This is a genomic window from Lentzea sp. NPDC055074 (assembly GCF_053608005.1).
Genome location: NZ_JBSGUQ010000003.1, coordinates 412,244 through 431,439, shown reverse-complemented (window position 1 = coordinate 431,439; position 19,196 = coordinate 412,244). Strand labels below are relative to the sequence as shown.

Here is a 19,196-nt window from a genome sequence, read left to right as displayed (position 1 = left end):
ACATGGCGTTCTCGCTGATCGTGCCGGCGAGCGCGATGACGGGCTTGCCGTGCTTCTCGGCCCGGCAGGGCGATGTCGTGTCAGCGCGCCGATCACGCCGGCGAAGCACGAATGGCGGCGACGGCATCGGCCACGGTGGGGAACAACGGCAGCCGCGTGTCCATGCCGCTCGCAGCCAACGACCTGGTCACAGCCTTGCTCGCCGCCGCGATGCCGAAGGGAACGCCCTTCAGCTCGGACTCCCTCCGAACGGAGACGAGCAGGCTGATGCCGGCGGAACCGAAGAACGTCACCTCGTGGAGGTCGATGACGATCCCCTTCGGCTGCCGGTCGAGTACGAGGAGGGTGTCCGCGTGCAGGGTCTTCGCGGTCTTCATGTCGAGTTCTCCGGCGAGCGCGACGACCGTGATGCCGTCGTGGTCAACGGTGCGCGGGGTTGCGGGGTCAGCGGCCTCGTCGAACTCGCGTTCCATTCCGAACCCCCATCAGCCAACCGCGAAAGCGCCGACGCGAGCCGCTTTCCCCCGCCGGAGGTCAGCAGACGCGCCTCTCTACATGATCATTCTCTGGCCTTCACGCTATCCGCTGCACGACGGGGAGACAACCACCCTGTTGCAAACGTGACAGGACAAGACCTCACCGTTGTCACGGAGCCGGCACGGGTGTGGTGCCGCACGACCTGCCCATCTAGTCCACAAAGGACCTCAACCCCGTTCGCGTCGTCCTGAACTCGTGGTGTCACGCCGAGCATCAGCTCGCCACCGGCGCACGCCCCACATCATCTCGGCGTCAACGCGATCACCGTGCCGGGACGGACCCAGCGCATGATCGACACCAGCGCGTCCGCCGGGATCGCCACACACCCGGCCGTCGCGGCACCGTTGGTGACGTGCACGAAGAACGCGCTACCCCCGCCCGGGACACGTTGCTCGTTCACCCCCATCACCAGCGCGTAGTCGTACACCGCGCCCTGTTCGGCAAGGTTCTCCGACCTGCTCTCGTTGAACGGACACGTCCCACGAGCACACCGCTGGTGCGTGTTGTACAGAGGACTGTCGACATCGCTGACCCACCAGTCCGAGCTGTCGGCCCGGAAGTACGACACACCCGTACCAGGATCGGCCTGCCTGCCGAACGCACCCGTGATCCCGAAGACCCCGGCCGGCGTCGCCGACGACGACTCCCCGTACGAACTCGAGATACCAGGCGGGCCGACCTTCGCCGCCACACCACCCAACACCTGCGTCCAGTCACTTCCGGACTTCTGCCACGTCGACACCGTGGCGTCGGAACCGCCCGCACCCACCACCGCGATCACCTGGGTCGCGGTGCCCACCTGAGCTGCGAACCACGGGGCCGGCCACGGCAGAGGCGTCCTGGTGGCGGCAGGGGGCTGGGAAGGACCAGGCGACGACGTCCTGGGCGGCCTGGTGATCGGCGGGCCGAGGCTGAAACCCGCACCGGCACTCTCGGCGGCCTCCGCCCCTGGAAACGCGAGCGGCCGCAGGTCCGGCGCGTCAACGGGACCGGTGCGCGGAGATCCGTTGGCGGACACCGCGACGAGGGCGATGACGGCCATCGCCGCCAGTGCCGGACGCACGACTCGGGTAGCGGGAAGAACCTCTGCGAAGCGCCGCAACTTGACTCTCTCTCTGCGCGATGCGACGCAAGTCTCGCCGCGGTTCGACTTTACCGAGTGTGATCGTCAGCTCGGGTCGAGGACACCGATCCTCCGGCGACGACGTGATGCCCGTCGCCTGACTCGCTGCGGCCGCCGAGCTCGGGGATGGTGCGGGAGCGTCACAGCGAGGTTCGTACGGCCCGGCACGACTGCGGCAGCGTCGACTCAGGTGGGTTCGTGGCCGACGAAGCCCGATCGACCGTCCTCCGCCGCTACTGGCAGCACGTCGTGAGTTCGCTCTCCTGTGCGTCGTGGCCGTCCTGAGCCTCCTCCTCGGCGCGCTGCTGTCGGTGCCGCTGATCGAGCTGGGTGCTCCGGTGGAGTTGTTGGCATGCCGGGCCGGTCCGTCGCGTCAGCGGGTCAGGGCGACGCCGGTGAGGGCCGAAGGCGACCAGAGCGGTGTCCCCGGGATCCAGCCGAACAGGCCCTGCCCGCCGGCGCGCTGTGAAGTGGATGCGTGCTCCCGAAGTTTTCGGGAGCACGCATCGGTTTCTAGCCGAAGTTCACGTCACTGCACCACATGTACGTCTGGTCCGAGTGCGATGCCTGCCAGATCGTGAACACCACGTGGTGGCCCCGGTAGGCGCCGGACGTCTGGACGTTGAACTTGATGTCCTTGGCCGGGGCGAACCTGCCGGTCTGCGCCACCTGGTCCAGGTTGCCCCAGCCCAGGCGCTGGGTCGCCGGGTCGAACCCGTTCTTGCTGACGTAGACCCGCAGGTAGTCGGCGCCGTGGCTCGCCTGGTCGTACAGGTGCATCTCGAAGTTCGCCCCGAGACTGGTGGTCTTCCACCGGCCCGGGGTGTTCAGCGAGTTGTTGCGGGACAAGCCGTTGCTGCACAGCTGACCGTCCGGGGTGGACCCCTGGAAGTTGCCGCGCAGGCCATCGCGCAGCGCGCTCATCCAGTTCCACATGGTGTCGGCGTTGGCCTGGAATGCCTGGTAGCACATGGGGTCCTGCTGCTGCATGGCCGGATTCGTGTGCTGGCTCCCCCAGTCCTTCCAGCACTGGTAGGCCCGAGTCTGCGGACCGACGATCGTGCCGTGGGCAGACGCGGCAGGAGTCCAGAGGAACGTGCAGACCAGCGCGCCGATGATCACGGCCACGAAGCTGCGCCGTCTGGCGAGGAACCCGGAAGTGCGCATGACAAAGCCTCCGATCTTCGATGATCGAGCGGCGACGGATTGGGAGCGCTCCCAGAACAATAATCTTAGCGGTCACACTTCGAGATCACAACGATACGAGGAGTGATGACTGCGTTCGGAGCAGCTTCTTGCCGTGACGAACCAGCCGCGGGCGCGGCTGGACCATGCGACCGTCGAACTGCTCGCTCCTGGCCGCGCTGCGCCAGGAATCCCGGCGCGGCTGCCATCGCTGCGACGGCTCGCCATCCAGGCGGCCCGGTCCTGCACCGAATCGGCAACCACGACCACGTCTGCAGCAGGAACAGCCGAGGCCACATCGGACACGTCGCACGGTGCAGCCTTGTCAGCGATACGGCGCGACGATCCTGCCGGTGGTGCATGACTTCGCCTGATCACGTCGCCGTACGGGAACAACACGTTCGAAGATCTGTTTCGAGAGCTGCGAACCAGGTCGGGGGAACGGATGAGACACGGGCGTGGCCGGCCGAGTACAAGTGGTGATCATCTCCGAGTACAAGGACACTGCGATCCACTTCCCGCCGCTGCCCGGTGGCATCGACGCCCACGGCTACGAGATTCTCAACGGCTGGCGTGGTGACGGCGTCCCGGCGCAGAGCATCCTCGTGGACCCGGCTACGCACGACGCGTTCGAGCCGTGTGGAACGAACTGCGACCGAAACGGACAACCGCTCAAGCCCCAGACCGCTTTCGCAACCGACATCTGCCGAACGAGCGGTCTACCACCGCCCTCTCATCACGTGACGTGCTTCGGGACGATCGACGTGCCGGCATCGCCCACGTGTACGTTCGCCTGCCGCAGGGCATCCGGTCCGGTGACGACCTCGTGAAGGCGGTTCGGGTGGATCCAAGGCGCGACGGGCTTCGTATGGCGGTGGTCGTTCATCCGGGTGCCGTGGTGGACCACTCCGGATTGCGGGACCTGGTGTCCCGTACCGCCCGGGACCGCGGCTGGAGCGAGCCGGAATGGTTCGAGACCACCCGTGACGATGCCGGGACGGGGGTGACGGCACTCGCCCTGCGCGACCACCCGCGGCTGGTTCTGGCGTGTGGTGGAGACGGCACGGTGAACGCGGTGGCCGCCGGGTTGGCGCACACCGGGGTGGCGATGGGAATCGTGCCGATCGGCACGGGGAACCTCGTGGCACGGAACCTGGGAGTCGGCAGTGAGGCGGAGGACGCCGTCATGTCGGCGTTCGACGGGGCGGATCGCCGCGTCGACATGGGCCTGCTGAACGGACGCCCTTTCGTCGGCATGGGTGGGATCGGTCTGGACGCGGAGATGGTCCGCGACACCTCGCCCAGGATGAAGCGCCTCCTGGGGTGGCCCGCCTATGTACCAGCGGTTCTCAAGGGTCTGAGGTCGGGCGCCGGCCGGGTGACCGTCCGGCTGGACGACGGCCCCTGGTTGACCCGCCGTGTCCTTGGGGCGGTCGTCGGCAACATAGGCGCCTTGCAGGGCGGGGTTTCTCTCCTGCCGGAGGCGGATCCCGCCGATGGGCTCCTGGACCTGGCGCTGCTGCACGACGTGCGCACCAGGGGTTGGCTGGTCACGGCAGGTCGCCTGATCGGTTCCCGCCGGGTGGACGGGCCGGCGGTGGAGCGGTTCCGGTTCCGGCGCTTGGAGTTGCGCGGCAGTCGCGCCAAGCCGTTCGAGGTCGACGGAGAAGTCTGCGGGACAACCAGGTCACTGAAGGTCGAGGTGAACCCCGGAGCGCTCATCGTCAAGGTGCCGGTATGAACTCGCGATCCCTCCCGAAAGCTGTCGTCGGTCGCTGGCAGTGATCCGCATCCCGGACGACCGCAGGAGTCCTGGTGCGGTGCTGCGCAAGCGAAACGACACGTGGGGGCCGAGGTGTTGCACTCACTGACGTGGACTGACAGTCCACACAGCTGCGCGGCCCGCAGCAGACGTAGCAGGCGATGTCGGCCGGGTGGGCGGCCGAGCAACCAGTGGCTGAGAGCGTGCTCCGATGATCGTGTCCCTGCGGTGCAAGGCGACTCGGAAGTTGCTGTCCGTCACGTTGACGCCGTCTTCGAGGCCGACGAACTGCGGGTGCTCAAGAGTGCGCCGCGAGCGCCTGGATGAACGCTCCGCAGACCATCTCCCACAAAGGCGCGACGATCACCCAGTCGTACTCGCAGCCGGGACGACCTCGCCGCCCGGAGCAGCGATGACTTTCCAGGCGGCACAGAGCCCGCCGGGCCAGGGCCGCGCAGGCCCCAAGCCCGGCAGAGTGGCCGAACTGCTAGCGCAGCACCATCAGGGAGTGCTCACGCGCCGGCCTTGTCGTCCCCGGCGGTCTTGGTGACGAGCTCGATGAGCGCGTCGGCCGCCGGACCGGAGGAGGCCGGGTTCTGGCCCGTGATCAGCAGGCCGTCCGTCAGGACGTACGGCGCCCAGTCCTCACCCTTGGAGTAGTCGCCGCCCAGCCGCACGAGCTCGTCCTCGACCAGGAACGGGACCACCTCGGTGAGCTGGACCCCCTCCTCCTCGCTGTTGGTGAAGCCGGTGACCTTCCTGCCCCGCACCAGTGGCGTGCCGTCCTCGTTCACCGCGTGCCGCAGGACGCCGGGAGCGTGGCAGACCAGGGCGAGCGGCTTGCCGGCGCGCAGCGTGGTCTCGATCAGCCGGATGGAGGTGGCGTCCTCGGCCAGGTCCCACAGGGGGCCGTGACCGCCGGGGTAGAAGACGGTGTCGAAGTCGTCCACGGAGACGGAGTCGAGACGGACGGTGTGAGCCAGGGCGTCCACGGCCTCCGGGTCGGCTTCGAAGCGGCGGGTCTCGTCGGTCTGGCTCGCCGGCTCGTTGCTCTTGGGGTCGAGCGGAGGCTGACCGCCCTGGGGTGAGGCGAGGACGACGTCGATGCCGGCGTCACGGAAGCGGTAGTACGGGGCGGCCAGCTCCTCCAGCCAGAAACCGGTCTTCCTGCCGGTGTCGCCGAGCTCGTCGTGCGAGGTGAGAACGATAAGAACGTTCACGGTGCTGCTCCTTCGATTTGCTATTAGACCGGTCGTCTCTAGGTGGCGATGATCAAACCGCGCGTGGAGCGCGGTGGGTGGTGCTACAGGTGCAGAAGCCGACGGGTCACCGTCGTGACCGTGTCCAGGGGGCCGATGTCCCGGTGGATCTTGGCCATGACGCTCGCACCGAGCCACATGTCGTACAGGGCCTGCGCGGCGGTGCAGGCATCGTCGTCGACCGCGAGCGAGCCGTCGTCCACGCCGGCGGCGATCACCCGTTCCAGGCGGTCGACGATGGCGGTGGTGCCCTCTTTCAGGGCGAGCCGCATCGTCTCCGACAGGTCGGCGACCTCCGCGCCGAGCTTGACCGCCAGGCACTTGCCCTGACAGTCGTCGACGCTCTGCGTCTCGCGCCAACTCCGCCAGTAGTTCATCAGCCGCTGCGCCGAGGTCGCGCCCGGCTCGGACAGGACGCGGTCCATGTCCGCCAGGTAGTCGATGAAGTACGAGCGCATCATCGCCTCGCCGAAGGCGTCCTTGGAGTTGAAGTAGTGGTAGAAGGACCCCTTGGGCACGCCGGCCTCGAGGAGGACCTCGTTGATGCCCACCGCGGCGAACCCCTTGTGCGACATGATCCGCTGAGCGGCGTCGAGGATGCTGCGGCGGGTATCGCCCTGACTGACCGGCATGACACCACCGTAGCACGATTAGACCGGTCGTCTACACCTCTCCGGATCTGGGTGTTCTCTGGGAACCTGCCGCCGCGGCCGTGATCGGGAGCGGGATTCTCCGGGTTCTCACAGGAGCTCCCAGGGATCGGTCAGACCGGCTCGCCAGGGTCGGTGCCATGACGATGATCGACGTACGAGGGCTGACCAAGCGGTACGGCCTCGACACCGTGGTGGACGACCTGTCGTTCACCGTGGAGGCCGGGCAGGTGACGGGGTTCCTCGGGCCGAACGGCGCGGGCAAGTCCACGACCATGAGGGTGATCCTCGGCCTTGCCGCGCCCACCGCCGGTTCGGTCGCGGTCGGCGGGCGCCGCTACCGCGACCTGCCGGCGCCGTTGACCGAGGTGGGAGCGTTGCTCGACGCCGGCGCCGTGCACGGTGACCGGAAGGCGCGGGATCACCTGCTGGCGCTCGCGGCGGGCAACGGCCTGCCTCGGCGCCGGGTGAACGAGGTGCTCGCCAGGACCGGGCTGGAGAGCGTGGCGCACAAGCGGGCGGGCACGTTCTCGCTCGGCATGCGGCAGCGGCTCGGCATCGCGGCGGCGCTGCTCGGCGAACCGCGGGTGCTGATCTTCGACGAGCCGGTCAACGGGCTCGATCCCGAGGGCGTTCGCTGGATCCGCGACTTCATGCGCTCCCTGGCCCGCGAGGGGCGCGCGGTGCTGGTCTCCAGCCACCTCATGAGCGAGATGGCCCAGACAGCGGACCACCTGGTCGTGATCGGCCGCGGCAGGCTCATCGCCGACACGGGCGTCGCCGAGTTCCTGCGCGACCGCGGTGAGGGGACGGTCCTCGTCCGCACGGCCGATCCGGACGCGTTCGCGCTCCAGCTGACCGGGACGGGCGCCACCGTGAGGGAGGGGCCCGGCTCGGCGCTGGTCGTGTCCGGTCTGGCGAGCGAGGAGATCGGCAAGCTCGCCGCCTACCACGGGACCGTGCTCAGCGAGCTCACCCCGCAGCGGCCGTCGCTGGAGGACGCCTTCATGGAACTGACCCGCGACAGCGTCGACTACCAGGGGGTGACGGCGTGAACCGGCCGGCACAGCGGGCGTCGTTCGCCCACGCGCTGCACGCGGAGTGGGTGAAGCTGCGCAGCCTGCGTTCCACCTGGTACACGCTCGCCTGCCTGGCCGCCGTGGAGCTCGGCATCACGGTCCTGGCGACGAGCAGGGCGGGCGAGGCGTACGGAAGCCTGTCGCCCGCCGAACAGGCGGCCTGGGACCCGACCGAGCGCAGCCTGACCGCGTACCTCGTGGCGCAGCTGGTGATCGGGGTGCTGGGGACGCTGGTCGTGACCTCCGAGTACGCGACCGGGCTGGTGCGGACGTCGCTGGCGGTCACGCCGCGCCGGCACCGGTTGCTCGCGGCCAAGGTGGTGGTGGCCACCGCCGTCGCCGTGGTCGCGAGCCAGGCGCTGATGTTCGCCACCTTCCTGATCGGGCAGGCGTTCCTCGCGGCTCAGGGCGTGCCGAGCGCGGCGCTCGACGACCCCGGTGTGCTCTCGGCCGTGGTGGGCGGTGGGCTCTACCTCGCGGCGATCTCGGTGCTCGCGATCGGCCTCGGCACGATCCTGCGCGCCACGGCCGGCGCGATCACCACGCTGGTGGGCGTCGTGTTGCTGGTGCCCGGACTCGCCGGGCTGTTCCCCTCGTGGCTCCGGGGTCTCCTCGACTTCTGGCCGACGCTGGGCGGCGCCGCGGTGTTCGCGACGGTGCCGGATCCCGCCCACCCGCACCCCTGGCTGAACCTGGGCGGGATGTGCCTCGGCGTCGCCGCGGTGCTGGCCGTCGCGTTCGTCGTCTTCCAGCGCCGGGACGTGTGATGGCGGTGCGGCGGGACGTGTGGCGCGGAGTGACGGCGGCGGTCACGTCCCTGGCCGCGATGGCGGGTGTCGCCGCGGCCGGGTTGCTGCTGCTCGACGCGGGCCGGGTGGGCGGGTTGGGCCGGCTGACGGCGGCGATCGTGGCGATGGCCGTGGGCGGCTCGGCCGAGTTCGGCGCCGCACCGGGTGACGCGCGGTTCACGGTGCGGGGCGACGTCGAGGTGGTGCCGTCGGGGGTCGCGCTGGCCGGCGCCGTGGTGCTGGGGTGGCTGCTGCTGCGGCACCGGGACGGGCTGCTCGTCCGCGGCGCGGCGGCGGCCACGACGTTCACGGCCGGCGTGGTGGCGATCGCTTGGACAGCACGGGGAACGGTGACGCCGCCCCGTGGTGCGGCAGGCGGGCTGTCCGGCACCTGCGGGCTGCCTGCGGCCAGTCCCCTCGGCCGTGTCGGGGCTGTCGACTCGCTCGGTCTGGGGTTCTCCGTGCCCGTCGGCCCCGTGGTGGCCGGAGCGCTGTGCTGGGCGCTCGCGGTCGTCGGTGTGTGCTGGCTGGTCGCCCGGTTCGAAGTCTCGTTGCGCGCTCCACTGTGGACGGTGGGTGCGCTCGTCGGCGCGAGCCTTCTCCTGGCCTGGGTACTGGGAGACCCGGCCGTTGCGGGCGGAATGCTGCTCCTGCTGCCGTCGGTCGTGGTCGGCGTGGTGTCGTTCGGACTGGGGGTGCCCTGGACGGTCGAGTCCAGCGGCGTGCTGGCGTGCGCTCTCGACGGAGTCGCGCCGCCCTCGCCGGGTGGATCACTGACCTGGGTGGCGCTCGCCGTGCTGCTCGCTCTCGGTGTCGTCACCGGACTGGCCGGTGGCCTTGGCGATCGGCCGCTGCTCCGCGCGGCGTGCGGCGGAGCGGTGCTGGGTGTGTCGCTGGGAGTTCTGGCGTGGATGTCGCGGCTGGTGGCACGGCTCGGTGTCGAGGCGTTCGCGTTCTCGGTGCCGGTGCTCGAGGTGCGGGTGGCGGCGAGCCCGGTGGGCGCGGTGCTGGCGGGAGGTGCGGCCGGTGTCGCGGGTGGTCTGCTCGTCGCGGGGGTTCTCAGGTTGACGTCCGTACCGTGGCCCGCGTGGAGAGATCGAGTCCGGTGACGACGCTGCTGGTGGTGGACGACGAGCCCACGGTCCGCGAACTGCTGTCCGCGACCCTGCGTTTCGCGGGGTTCCGGGTGACGTCCGCGGCGACCGGTGCCGAGGCGGTCGCCGCGGCCACCGAGGAGCCGCCCGACCTGGTGCTGCTCGACGTGATGCTGCCCGACGTGGACGGCTTCGAGGTGGTCCGGCGGCTGCGCGAGCGGCGCGCGGAGGGGCACCGCGGGCCCGTGCCCGTCCTGTTCCTCACCGCGAGGGACCGCAAGGCCGACAAGGTCACCGGCCTGTCCCTGGGTGCCGACGACTACGTGACCAAGCCGTTCGACCTGGAGGAGCTGATCGCCCGGATCCGGGCGATCCTGCGCCGCACCTCCGGGCACCGCGAGGGCCTGCTGACCGTCGGGGCGGTCGTGCTCGACCCGCAGGGGCACCAGGTGAGAAGGGACGGGCTGCCCGTCCGCATCTCCCCCACCGAGTTCCGGCTGCTGCACTACCTGATGGAGAACGCCGGGCGCGTGGTGTCCAAGGCGCAGATCCTCGACCGGGTGTGGCGCTACGACTTCGGCGGCGACGCTGGCATCGTGGACACCTACATCTCGTACCTGCGACGCAAGGTCGACGTCGAGAACACCAAGCTGATCCACACCGTGCACGGCGTCGGCTACGTGATGCGGGAACCCGCGCGGTGACGCGCGTGCTGGGCAGGCTTTCCTTGCGCACCAGGCTGTTGCTGCTCACCGCGAGCCTCCTGCTCGCGGGGCTGGGGCTGGTCGGTGCGGTCGTGTCCGATCAGCTGGAGCGCTACCAGCTCGACCGGATCGACGCCCAGCTGCGCTCGCTGGGCGAGATCCTCTCCCGCGTGCCCGCCGCCGGACCACTGGCGTCCACCGACGCCACGGCCCGCCCCGAGCTCCTCGATCCCGCCCTGCGCCTGATCGGCGCGCCCTATCTCGTGTACCTGGACGCGAACGGCGCGGTGGTGGGAGGCCTGCACACCAGCCGGCTGGACGGTGCCTCGCTGCCGGGGCCCGGCGAGCTGCGCACCGTGCCCGCCGACGGCGAGCCCGTCGACCTGAGCGCCGCGGACGGCTCGGGACGCTGGCGCGCGGCCGCACGACCGACCACCGGGTGGGACGGCGCGGTCGTCGTCGCGGCGTCGCTGGCCGAGGCCGACGCCACCACCGCCCGCCTCCGCACCACGAGCCTGGTCAGCGGCGCCGTGCTGCTCCTGCTCCTGACGGCCGTCGGCTGGTTCGCACTGGGCCGTGGTCTGCGGCCGCTGCGCCGGATCGAGCACACCGCCGCCGCGATCGCCGAAGGCGACCTCACCCGGCGCGTCCCCGTCCTCGCGGCACCGGCCACCGAGGTCGGGCACCTGGCGGCCTCGCTCAACACCATGCTCGGCCAGCTCGAACAGGCCTTCGCCGACCGGACGGCGTCCCAGGCGCGCATGCGGACGTTCCTCGCGGACGTGAGCCACGAGCTGCGCACCCCGTTGTTCGGCATCAAGGGCTCGACCGAGCTGTACCGGATGGGTGCGATGCCCGGCCGGGCCGATGTGGACGAGGCCATGCTCCGCATCGACCGCGAAGCCACCCGGCTCACCAGCCTCACCGAGGACCTGCTCCTGCTCGCCCGCCTGGACGAGGCCCCGCGGGCCCAGCTGGACCCCGCGCCGATGGACCTGCGCACCCTCGCCAACGACGCCCGGCACGACCTGCGCGCCCTGGACCCGTCCCGCCCGGTCGAGCTCACCGGCCCCGGCGGCACCGGACCACCCGGCCCCGCCCCGGTCCACGCCGACGAGGACGTGCTGCGTCAGGTCGTCACCAACCTGATCGGCAACGCCGCCACCTACACCCCGCCGGGCACGGCGGTCCGCATCGGCGTGGGCACGGCGAACGGCCGCGCCGTGCTCGAGGTGGCGGACCGGGGCCCCGGCCTGACCGCCCGGCACGCGGCACGCGTCTTCGAGCGCTTCTACCGCGCCGACCGGTCGCGCAACCGGGCGGGCGGTGCCAACGCCGGACTCGGCCTGTCGATCGCCCTCGCCCTGGCCCGTGCCCACGACGGTGACCTCGAGCTCGACACGACCGTGGGCGAGGGCGCGTGCTTCCGCCTCACCCTGCCTCTGCTCGACCGGTGCTGAGAGCCGGACGGCCGGGATCGACGAGGTGCTCGTCTCGCACAGCGGGTCACTCGCCCGGACGCACGAACCCGCTCTCGTAGGCGTGCACGACGGCATGGACGCGGTCCCGGAGGTCCAGTTTGGACAGAACTCTGCCGACGTGGGTCTTCACCGTCGTCTCGCCGAGGAACAGCTGCCGCGCGATCTCGGCGTTGCCCGCGCCCTTGGCCAGCAACGCGAACACCTCGCGCTCCCGGTCGGTGAGGCGTTCGAGGCGCGGATCGGGTGGTGGCGCCGCCGGGGTGCGGAGGTGCCGTTCGACCAGTCTGCGCACCACGGCAGGTGCCATCGCCGCGTCACCGCGCAGGACGGCGCGGATGGCGACGAGCATCTCCTCGCTGGTGGCGTCCTTGAGCAGGAACCCGCTGGCACCGTGGCGGAGGGCTTGGTCGACGTACTCGTCGAGGTCGAAGGTGGTGATCACCAGAACCCTGGTGCCCGGGCTGACCTCGCACACCCGCCGGGTGGCCTCCACGCCGTCGAGCACCGGCATGCGGACGTCCATCAGCACCAGGTCGGGACGGTGCTCGGTGGCCAGTCGCACCGCCTGCGCGCCGTCCGCGGCCTCACCGACCAGTTCCAGGTCCGGCTGGCTGCTCACGATCATGCGCAACGCGCTGCGCATGAGCTCCTGGTCGTCGCAGATCACCACTCGTGCCCTGGTCATGCTCGGTTCGTCCCTTCCCCGCCGCCGACCGGCAGCACGGCCTCCACCACGAACCCTCCGTCCGCGGTGCGCTCCGCGCTCACCGTTCCGCCGTACATGGCCACGCGTTCCCGCATGCCCGCCAGGCCGTGCCCGCCGGACGGCAGGCCGGCCAGCGGTCCACGTGCCGCCGAGGCGGCGGTGTTGCGCACGCACAACCGCACGTCCCGGCGATCAGCTCCACGGCCCCAGTCCACCAGCACCTGAGCGGTGACGGGAGGGACGGCGTGCTTGAGGACGTTGGTCAGCGCCTCCTGCACGATCCGCACGACCTGCACCACCAGCCCTGCCGGCAGGTCATCGGTCCCGCCGCGCTCGTCGAGGTCGACGGCCAGGCCGGCGGCCCGCACACCGTCCACCACGGCGCGGAGGTCGGTGCCGGTGGGCTGCGGCGCGGTGCCGGTCGGTTCCCGACGCAACAGGTGCAGCATGCGCCGCAGCTCCCCCATCGCGTCGCGGCCACCCTGACTGATGTCGCGCAACGCCTGCTCCACGTGGTCACCGCCGCTCGTGAGCGACAGCCGGGCGCCCTCGGCCTGCATCACCATCATGCTCACCGCGTGCGCCACGACGTCGTGCATCTCGCGGGCGATCCGCGTGCGCTCCTCGGCCACGGCGGCACGTGCCAGGGCCTCCTGCTCCCGTTCGGCCCGCACGGCACGATCTTCCACGGCGAGCAGATAAGCGCGGCGGGCGGAGACGAACTCCCCGAGCAGCCAGCACGCGAGCAGCAGCAACACGACGAAGCCGACCGCGACCACGAACTCCCGCCACTGCCCGTCCCTGGCGTCGAACGTCCGCACGGCCCACCAGGACACGACGACCGCACTGCCGGCGAGTGCGAGCCACACCTGGCACCGCCGGCCGTAGACCGCCACCGAGTACAGGACCGGGGCGAGGGTGAGGTTCATGATCGGCACGAACGTGCCCCAGGGCGACGTCAGGAACTCGAACGCGATGGTCGCGAGGACGACCGCCACCGCCGCGCCGGGATGGTGGCGCCGGATCAGCAACGGCCCCACCAGGCCGATCACCACCGGCACCTGCAGCCACCACGGCGACCGGCCCATCACCTCGAAGGGCAGGGGCCACAGGAAGTACGCCACCAGCGCCAGGTCGAACACCAGCGGCCGCGCCCGCAGCCACGCCATCATCCGCCGCACGTCCACCCCCGGTCCGGCCCGCACACGCGGTTCCCTGGCGAATCACACCCCGTCGGGCGCGAACACGCAGGCTAGAGAACGCCGCCGCGTGCCGCGTCCTCCTCCGAGTCCGACCACGTCCTCCTCGAGGAGGACACGACGTCGTCCGCGTGGCCTGCCGGACGGGCCCCGCGCAGGACGTGCCGCGCGGGGCTCCGCACCGAGGATGGGAACCGACGCCGGGCTGACGGGCAGCACGGCCGGAACCGTGGAGCAGAAGGATGATCTGGAGCAAGGCACCGTCGAAGGTGGTCCTCGTGGTCAGGCTGCTGATGGCGCTGGTCTTCGCCGTCTACGGATGCGTCAAGCTGGCCGGCGGCCAGTACTACTACGGCGACTGGGACGACCTCTCGAAGTCGACGGTGGACGGCACCTCGCTGGTGTGGCTGTTCTACGGCTACTCACCCTTCTACGGCCGGATCACCGGCCTGTTCGAACTGGTTCCCGCGCTCATGTTGTTGTTCCGCCGCACCACGTTCATCGGTGCGTGCGCCCTGTTCGCGGTGGGGCTCAACATCACGTTGATGGACTTCGCGTTCGACTACCCGTCCGTCAAGTACATGGCGGCGCTATACACCGTCCTCTGTGGATTTCTCGTGCTGCAGGACCGCGCCAGGCTGCGGGCCGTCTTCTCCGACCCGGCCGTCGACGCCGCACGGCGTTCCCCGGCGGACAGCCGGGGATGAGCGCGGTGGTGAAGGCGATCGTGGTGGGTTCCGGCCCCAACGGACTGGCGGGCGCGGTGCGTCTGGCCCAGCACGGCGTCGAGGTGACGGTCCTCGAAGCCTCCGACCGGCTCGGCGGCGGTGCCAGGACGACCGAGAAGCTCGTGGCGGGCACGCTGCACGACGAGTGTTCGGCCGTGCACCCGACCGCCGTGCTGTCACCGTTCCTGCGCGGGCTCGGCCTGGAGAGGTACGGGTTGCGGTGGCGGCACCCCGAGGTGATGCTCGCCCACCCGCAGGACGACGGCACGGCCGCGGTGCTGCGCGGGACCGCCGAGGAGACCGCGGCGGGTCTCCCCGCGGGCGACGGGGGGCGGTGGCTGAAGGCGTTCGGCCCGCTCGCCGCCCACGTCGAGACCACCGCGGACGATCTGCTGGGCCCGCTGACGCGGTGGCCGTCCCACCCGGTGCACCTGGCGCGCTTCGGTCTGCGCGCGGTTCCACCCGCCGCGCTGATGCGCCGGTGGTGGCGTTCGCCCGCCACGCAGAGCCTGTTCCTCGGCGTCGCGGCACACGTGATGCACGACCTGCGCGCGCCGATGACGTCGTCGGTCGCGGCGATGCTGATCGCCGCAGGGCACCGGTTCGGGTGGCCGGTCGCCGAGGGCGGCTCGCAGGCGATCACCGACGCGATGACCGCGCTGCTGCTGGACCTCGGTGGCAAGACGGTGACGGGAACGCGGGTCGAGTCCTTTCCGGACCTCCCGGAGGCGGACGTCGTGCTGCTCGACACCGCTCCTTCCACTGCGGCAAGGATTCTCGGCGACCGGCTTCCGCGACGGGTGCACCGGGCGTACCGCCGATGGCGTCACGGTCCGGCGGCGTTCAAGGTCGACTTCGCCGTGCGCGGTGGTGTGCCGTGGCGCAACGCCGAGTGCGGCAGGGCCGGGACCGTGCACCTCGGCGGCGGTCCGGACGAGATGCTGCGCACCGCTCGCGAGGTCCACCGCGGCACGATGCCGCCGGCGCCGTTCGTGTTGGTGGGACAGCAGTACCTCGCCGATCCCACGCGTTCCGCGGGCGACGTGCACCCCGTCTGGGCATACGCACACGTGCCCCGGGGACACACCGGAGACGCCACCGCCGAGATCATCGACCAGATCGAGCGCTTCGCCCCGGGGTTCGGCGAGCGGATCGTGGCGCACTCGGCGAAGGACCCGGCCGAGCTGGAGCGGGGCAACGCGAACTACGTCGGTGGCAACATCCTCACCGGCGCCAACGACCCCTTCCAGCTCGTGTTCCGGCCGCGCCTCACCCCGCACCCGTACGACACGGGCGTTCCGGGCGTGTACCTGTGCTCCGCCGCCACCCCACCGGGAGCGGGAGTGCACGGGATGGGCGGGTACCACGCGGCCGAGCGGGCACTCGCCGGCCTCGGGCCGAGAACGACGCGGACAACGACATCGTGAACACCGCGACGAGCAGGAGCATCAGCGTGGGGCTCAACGCCGCGAACGGCGTCCTCTCGACGCAGGGCGGCGACTCAGCCGAGCCTCGGACAAACTCGGCGTCCTGTCCGCGATACGGCTCGACGAATCCGCCGCGATGCATGACCTTGCCTGATCGCGTCGCCGTCGGAGACCGAGAGATCCGAAGATCTGGTTCGACGCACGTGCGGGTGCTCAGCCTGCCGGGTCCAGCAGAGACCGCACCCGGCCCAGCAACTCGGCCTCGGCGTAGGGCTTGGCGAGCAGTACGGCCGGCTCGTCCAGCTTCTCCTCAGCCGGGTAACCAGACATGTACAAGGCCGCAAGCTGGGGCTGGATTCGCCGCAGCTCGGCCACCAGTTCACGGCCTCCCATCCTGGGCATCACGATGTCCGTGACGACGAGGTCGATGTCCTTCTCGTGGTCGTCGAACACGCCGAGCGCCTGCAGCCCGTTGCGCGCCTCGACCACCACGTACCCGGAGCGTTCGAGGACGCGACGGGTCAGGGTGCGCACCTGGTCGTCGTCCTCGACCAGCAAGATGGTCCCCGAGCCGCGGCGCGGTGCGGGCAGGCACGGCGCCTGTCCGGCAAGCGGTGTCGTGGAGGTCCGCGCGCGGGGCAGATAGACGGAGACCGTCGTCCCCCGACGGGGGCAGCTGTACAGGTCGATCTGACCACCGCTCTGCTGCACGATGCCGAAGACGGTGGCCAGCCCCAGACCCGTGCCCTTGCCGACGGGCTTCGTGGTGAAGTACGGCTCGAAGATCTGTGCCTGCACCGACTCGTCCATACCCGTGCCGGTGTCGCGAACTCGGAGAACCACGTAGTCGCCAGGCCGCACCCCGGAGATGCGTCCGAGGTGGTGGGCGTCGAGGTGGGTGTCGTCCGTCTCGATGCTGAGCACGCCGCCGTCGGGCATCGCGTCACGAGCGTTCGCGGCGAGGTTGAACAGGATCTGCTCGACTTGTCCGGCATCGGCCCACACCGGCGACACGTCGGCCGGTGTGTCCACGGTCAGTTCCACGTCCTCGCCGACCAAGGTCGTCAGCATGGTCCGCAACTTGGTGATCGTCTTGCCGAGATCGATCCGAGCGGGGTGCAGGACCTGCTGCCGGGTGAACGCGAGCAGCTGGCGGGTCAGGTTCGCGGCACGGTCGCCCGCGTGCTGGATGTCCTCGATCTCCGGACGCCGCGGGTCGTCCGGTGCGGTACGTCGCAACAGCATCTCGCTGTTGCCGTTGACCACGGTGAGGATGTTGTTGAAGTCCTGCGCGATACCACCGGTGAGCCGGCCGATCGCCTCCATCTTCTGCGCGTGCCGCAGCTGCGTCTCCAGCCGCTCGCGCTCGGCGATCTCGTCGACCAGTGCCGCGGTGCGCTCCCGCACCCGGTCCTCCAGTTCGGCGTGGGCGAGTTCCAGTGACCTGCGCGCCTGTTCGGCCTCGGCGAGTGCCTGCCGTTCCCGCTCGAGCATCCTGATACCGCGCAACGCGCTGCCGAGCTGCTGCTGGATCGCCTCGTAGACCCAGCCCGGCATCGAACCCACCTCGAACAGCACGAACCCCAGCTGCTCCTCGATCCCGAACAGGGCAGCCACCACGAAGCTCCCCGGCGCCGGCCGGTCGATCCGATGGGGCGTGAGCATCGAGGACCGGAACGTCCACGCCGCGCGTTCGGGACGGAGCTCGTGCTTCTCGTACGACACCAGCGGACTCGCCCACTCGTGGTCCGGCTCGAACGTCATCACGTGGCAGCCGGGGATCCCCAGCCTGGGCAGCTCCTGCACCAGTGCTTCGGTGAGCTCGGCGGCGTTGCGCGAGACGATCAGTCGCTGACCGGCCTCGCGCACCGTCTGATCCTGCCGTTCGTGCAGGAGGTACTCGAACGTCCTCTCCCGCTCGACCACGTCGGCCACCATCAGCTGCACCCGCAGCCACAGGTCCTCGATCGCCGCCTCATCGGTGCCGCGTTCGAGGGCGAAGCGACGCAGGTAGAACAGAGGCGCCCACCACGACTGCGCCGTGCATCCGGCGCGTGCGCTGTCCCGCAGGTGCTCCGCGAGCTCTCCGAGGAAGCGACCGCCACTGCCCCCTGGCCGGCCCGCGTCCAGGAACAGGCCGATCAGCCGCTCGGCCCAGCGCTCCGGCAGGACAGCCGACCTCGGGCCGAGACTCTGACGCAGGTTCGCGGCGACCGCCTCGGTGGTGCCGTGTTCCGGCACCGCGAGCTTCCCGTGCGCGGGAGCGGAGACACCGTTGCCAGAAGGGATGCAGCCGCACGAGCGGCCGACGACGAGCTCGGTGGGAACGACCTCCAGGGCGGGTGCGGGTTCACCGCGGATCAACGCGTGCGCGAGCTCGGCCGCCCGACGCCCCATCTCGTGGAACGGCGCGCGCACCGTGGTGAGCGCGGGCGTCCCCGCGTCGATGTTGACCCGGCGGTGCACGCTGCCCGTCGACGCCTGGGGTGAAACAGACTGGTAGCCGAGATCGTTCGAGCGGATGCAGGTGTGGTTGTCGTACCCGACGACCGCCACGTCCTCCGGCGCGCGTAGGCCCGCCTCCTGCACCGCGGTCACCGCACCCAGCGCGAACTCGTCGTTGGCCGCCGCGATGGCGTCCGGCGGTTCCACCGCCTCGTCCAGCATCTTGGCCACCGAGTCCGCGGCGGCGGCGGGATCCCACGACGGGGCAGGTGTGGTCACGAGCGCCGGCTCCAGCGGCAGCTCGTGCCGGGCCAGCGCGTCCAGATAGCCCTGGTAGCGGTCCTGGGCGCCGACGTGCCCGAGCGGACCGCGGACGAACCCGATCCGCCGGTGCCCGTGTGCCTCGATCAGGTGACTGACCGCCTGGTCCATGCCGGCGCGGTTGTCCATCAGCACCGTCGGCCAGTCCGCCAGGTGCGCCTCGACGCTCACGATCGGAACCGGCGCGTAGCGGTCCACGAACTCGCGCATCGCAGCCTCGGTGATCTGCTGGCTGATCCGCGTCGTCCAGATGACGAGCGCGTCGATCCGGCCGGGTGCGATGAGGTCGTAGACAGCGTTGGCTTGTCGCTTGTGGTGGTCCGGGTGCGCCAGTTCGGTGCCGACGAAGCAGATCAGATCGCATCCGAGGCTTGCCGCACCGTCGCTGACGCCCTGCCACTGCTCACCGGCGAGCTCGATGAGCGGGCCCGCGGTGATCATGCCGATGGTGGGTCGCGCTGTTCCGTCGTCTCCCACGAAACCCCCGATCGGTCACGTACCGTCATGGTGACCGCGACGGCTGCAAATGATACCCACGGTGCGCGGTTCCAGTAACACCCCACGCGTGGAATCGAGCCGCACACCGAAGCAGCCAGAAGCAAGACGCTGCACATTGCAATGACCCGTGCCACCTCGGTTTGATTGCGGCCGAGTTCTCGCACTCGAATGCTTCCCTGACGAAGGCAGCGCCGATACCGGCCACGATGA

17 protein-coding genes are annotated in these 19,196 nt (G+C 70.5%); 9 read left to right on the top strand and 8 right to left on the bottom strand.

Going from position 1 to position 19,196, the window contains the following annotated elements; all coding sequences use genetic code 11:
- Positions 1–92: 92 nt before the first annotated feature.
- From ACWF7A_RS09210 to ACWF7A_RS09200, 3 genes are all read right to left on the bottom strand, one after another.
- Positions 93–473 (bottom strand): STAS domain-containing protein, encoded by a 381-nt coding sequence (locus ACWF7A_RS09210; RefSeq protein ID WP_452249925.1) that lies wholly within the window; start codon positions 471–473, stop codon positions 93–95.
- 305 nt (positions 474–778) lie between these two features.
- On the bottom strand, positions 779–1,600 hold the full coding sequence (locus ACWF7A_RS09205; protein WP_452249924.1) for a L,D-transpeptidase family protein: 822 nt from the start codon (positions 1,598–1,600) through the stop codon (positions 779–781).
- A gap of 573 nt (positions 1,601–2,173) precedes the next feature.
- On the bottom strand, positions 2,174–2,827 hold the full coding sequence (locus ACWF7A_RS09200; protein ID WP_452249923.1) for a lytic polysaccharide monooxygenase auxiliary activity family 9 protein: 654 nt from the start codon (positions 2,825–2,827) through the stop codon (positions 2,174–2,176).
- A 497-nt stretch (positions 2,828–3,324) separates the two neighbouring features.
- Between ACWF7A_RS09200 and ACWF7A_RS09195 the strand changes: the two genes are divergently transcribed.
- Positions 3,325–3,675, top strand: coding sequence for a hypothetical protein (locus ACWF7A_RS09195; protein ID WP_452249922.1), 351 nt, complete (start codon positions 3,325–3,327; stop codon positions 3,673–3,675).
- A 38-nt stretch (positions 3,676–3,713) separates the two neighbouring features.
- Positions 3,714–4,586 carry a diacylglycerol/lipid kinase family protein gene (locus ACWF7A_RS09190; protein WP_452249921.1) on the top strand — a complete coding sequence of 291 codons (873 nt, stop codon included), beginning with the start codon at positions 3,714–3,716 and terminating at the stop codon, positions 4,584–4,586.
- Between the two features lie 533 nt (positions 4,587–5,119).
- Here ACWF7A_RS09190 and ACWF7A_RS09185 read toward each other — a convergent pair.
- Entirely contained in the window at positions 5,120–5,827 is a 708-nt protein-coding gene (locus ACWF7A_RS09185; protein ID WP_452249920.1) for a type 1 glutamine amidotransferase domain-containing protein, read from the bottom strand.
- An 83-nt stretch (positions 5,828–5,910) separates the two neighbouring features.
- Entirely contained in the window at positions 5,911–6,498 is a 588-nt protein-coding gene (locus ACWF7A_RS09180) for a TetR/AcrR family transcriptional regulator (protein WP_452249919.1), read from the bottom strand.
- 164 nt (positions 6,499–6,662) lie between these two features.
- On the opposite strand from ACWF7A_RS09180, the gene ACWF7A_RS09175 reads away from it, so the two are divergent.
- From ACWF7A_RS09175 to ACWF7A_RS09155, 5 genes are read left to right on the top strand one after another with little or no spacing between them, the layout of a single operon-like run.
- The gene (locus ACWF7A_RS09175) at positions 6,663–7,571 is read left to right on the top strand and encodes an ABC transporter ATP-binding protein (RefSeq protein ID WP_452250157.1); all 909 of its coding nucleotides are present in this window, start codon (positions 6,663–6,665) and stop codon (positions 7,569–7,571) included.
- Positions 7,568–8,362, top strand: coding sequence for an ABC transporter permease (locus tag ACWF7A_RS09170; RefSeq protein ID WP_452249918.1), 795 nt, complete (start codon positions 7,568–7,570; stop codon positions 8,360–8,362). Before ACWF7A_RS09175 ends, ACWF7A_RS09170 begins: the two co-directional genes overlap by 4 nt.
- A complete protein-coding gene (locus ACWF7A_RS09165; RefSeq protein WP_452249917.1) occupies positions 8,362–9,492 on the top strand; it encodes a streptophobe family protein in 1,131 nt (376 codons plus the stop codon). The genes ACWF7A_RS09170 and ACWF7A_RS09165 overlap by 1 nt, the downstream gene beginning before the upstream one ends.
- Positions 9,471–10,181 (top strand): response regulator transcription factor, encoded by a 711-nt coding sequence (locus ACWF7A_RS09160; RefSeq protein WP_452249916.1) that lies wholly within the window; start codon positions 9,471–9,473, stop codon positions 10,179–10,181. The genes ACWF7A_RS09165 and ACWF7A_RS09160 overlap by 22 nt, the downstream gene beginning before the upstream one ends.
- Positions 10,178–11,641, top strand: coding sequence for a sensor histidine kinase (locus ACWF7A_RS09155; protein WP_452249915.1), 1,464 nt, complete (start codon positions 10,178–10,180; stop codon positions 11,639–11,641). Before ACWF7A_RS09160 ends, ACWF7A_RS09155 begins: the two co-directional genes overlap by 4 nt.
- Before the next feature lie 46 nt (positions 11,642–11,687).
- Here ACWF7A_RS09155 and ACWF7A_RS09150 read toward each other — a convergent pair whose 3' ends face one another.
- Together ACWF7A_RS09150 and ACWF7A_RS09145 are read right to left on the bottom strand one after the other, a co-directional pair.
- Positions 11,688–12,347: a response regulator gene (locus ACWF7A_RS09150; protein WP_452249914.1), complete on the bottom strand. Its 660-nt coding sequence runs from the start codon at positions 12,345–12,347 to the stop codon at positions 11,688–11,690.
- Positions 12,344–13,573: a sensor histidine kinase gene (locus ACWF7A_RS09145; protein ID WP_452249913.1), complete on the bottom strand. Its 1,230-nt coding sequence runs from the start codon at positions 13,571–13,573 to the stop codon at positions 12,344–12,346. Before ACWF7A_RS09145 ends, ACWF7A_RS09150 begins: the two co-directional genes overlap by 4 nt.
- A 236-nt stretch (positions 13,574–13,809) precedes the next feature.
- On the opposite strand from ACWF7A_RS09145, the gene ACWF7A_RS09140 reads away from it, so the two are divergent.
- A complete protein-coding gene (locus ACWF7A_RS09140; RefSeq protein ID WP_452249912.1) occupies positions 13,810–14,274 on the top strand; it encodes a MauE/DoxX family redox-associated membrane protein in 465 nt (154 codons plus the stop codon).
- Positions 14,271–15,722: a phytoene desaturase family protein gene (locus ACWF7A_RS09135; RefSeq protein ID WP_452249911.1), complete on the top strand. Its 1,452-nt coding sequence runs from the start codon at positions 14,271–14,273 to the stop codon at positions 15,720–15,722. Before ACWF7A_RS09140 ends, ACWF7A_RS09135 begins: the two co-directional genes overlap by 4 nt.
- Positions 15,723–15,935: 213 nt before the next feature.
- Here ACWF7A_RS09135 and ACWF7A_RS09130 read toward each other — a convergent pair whose 3' ends face one another.
- Positions 15,936–18,929 (bottom strand): substrate-binding domain-containing protein, encoded by a 2,994-nt coding sequence (locus ACWF7A_RS09130; RefSeq protein WP_452249910.1) that lies wholly within the window; start codon positions 18,927–18,929, stop codon positions 15,936–15,938.
- Between the last annotated feature and the right edge of the window lie 267 nt (positions 18,930–19,196).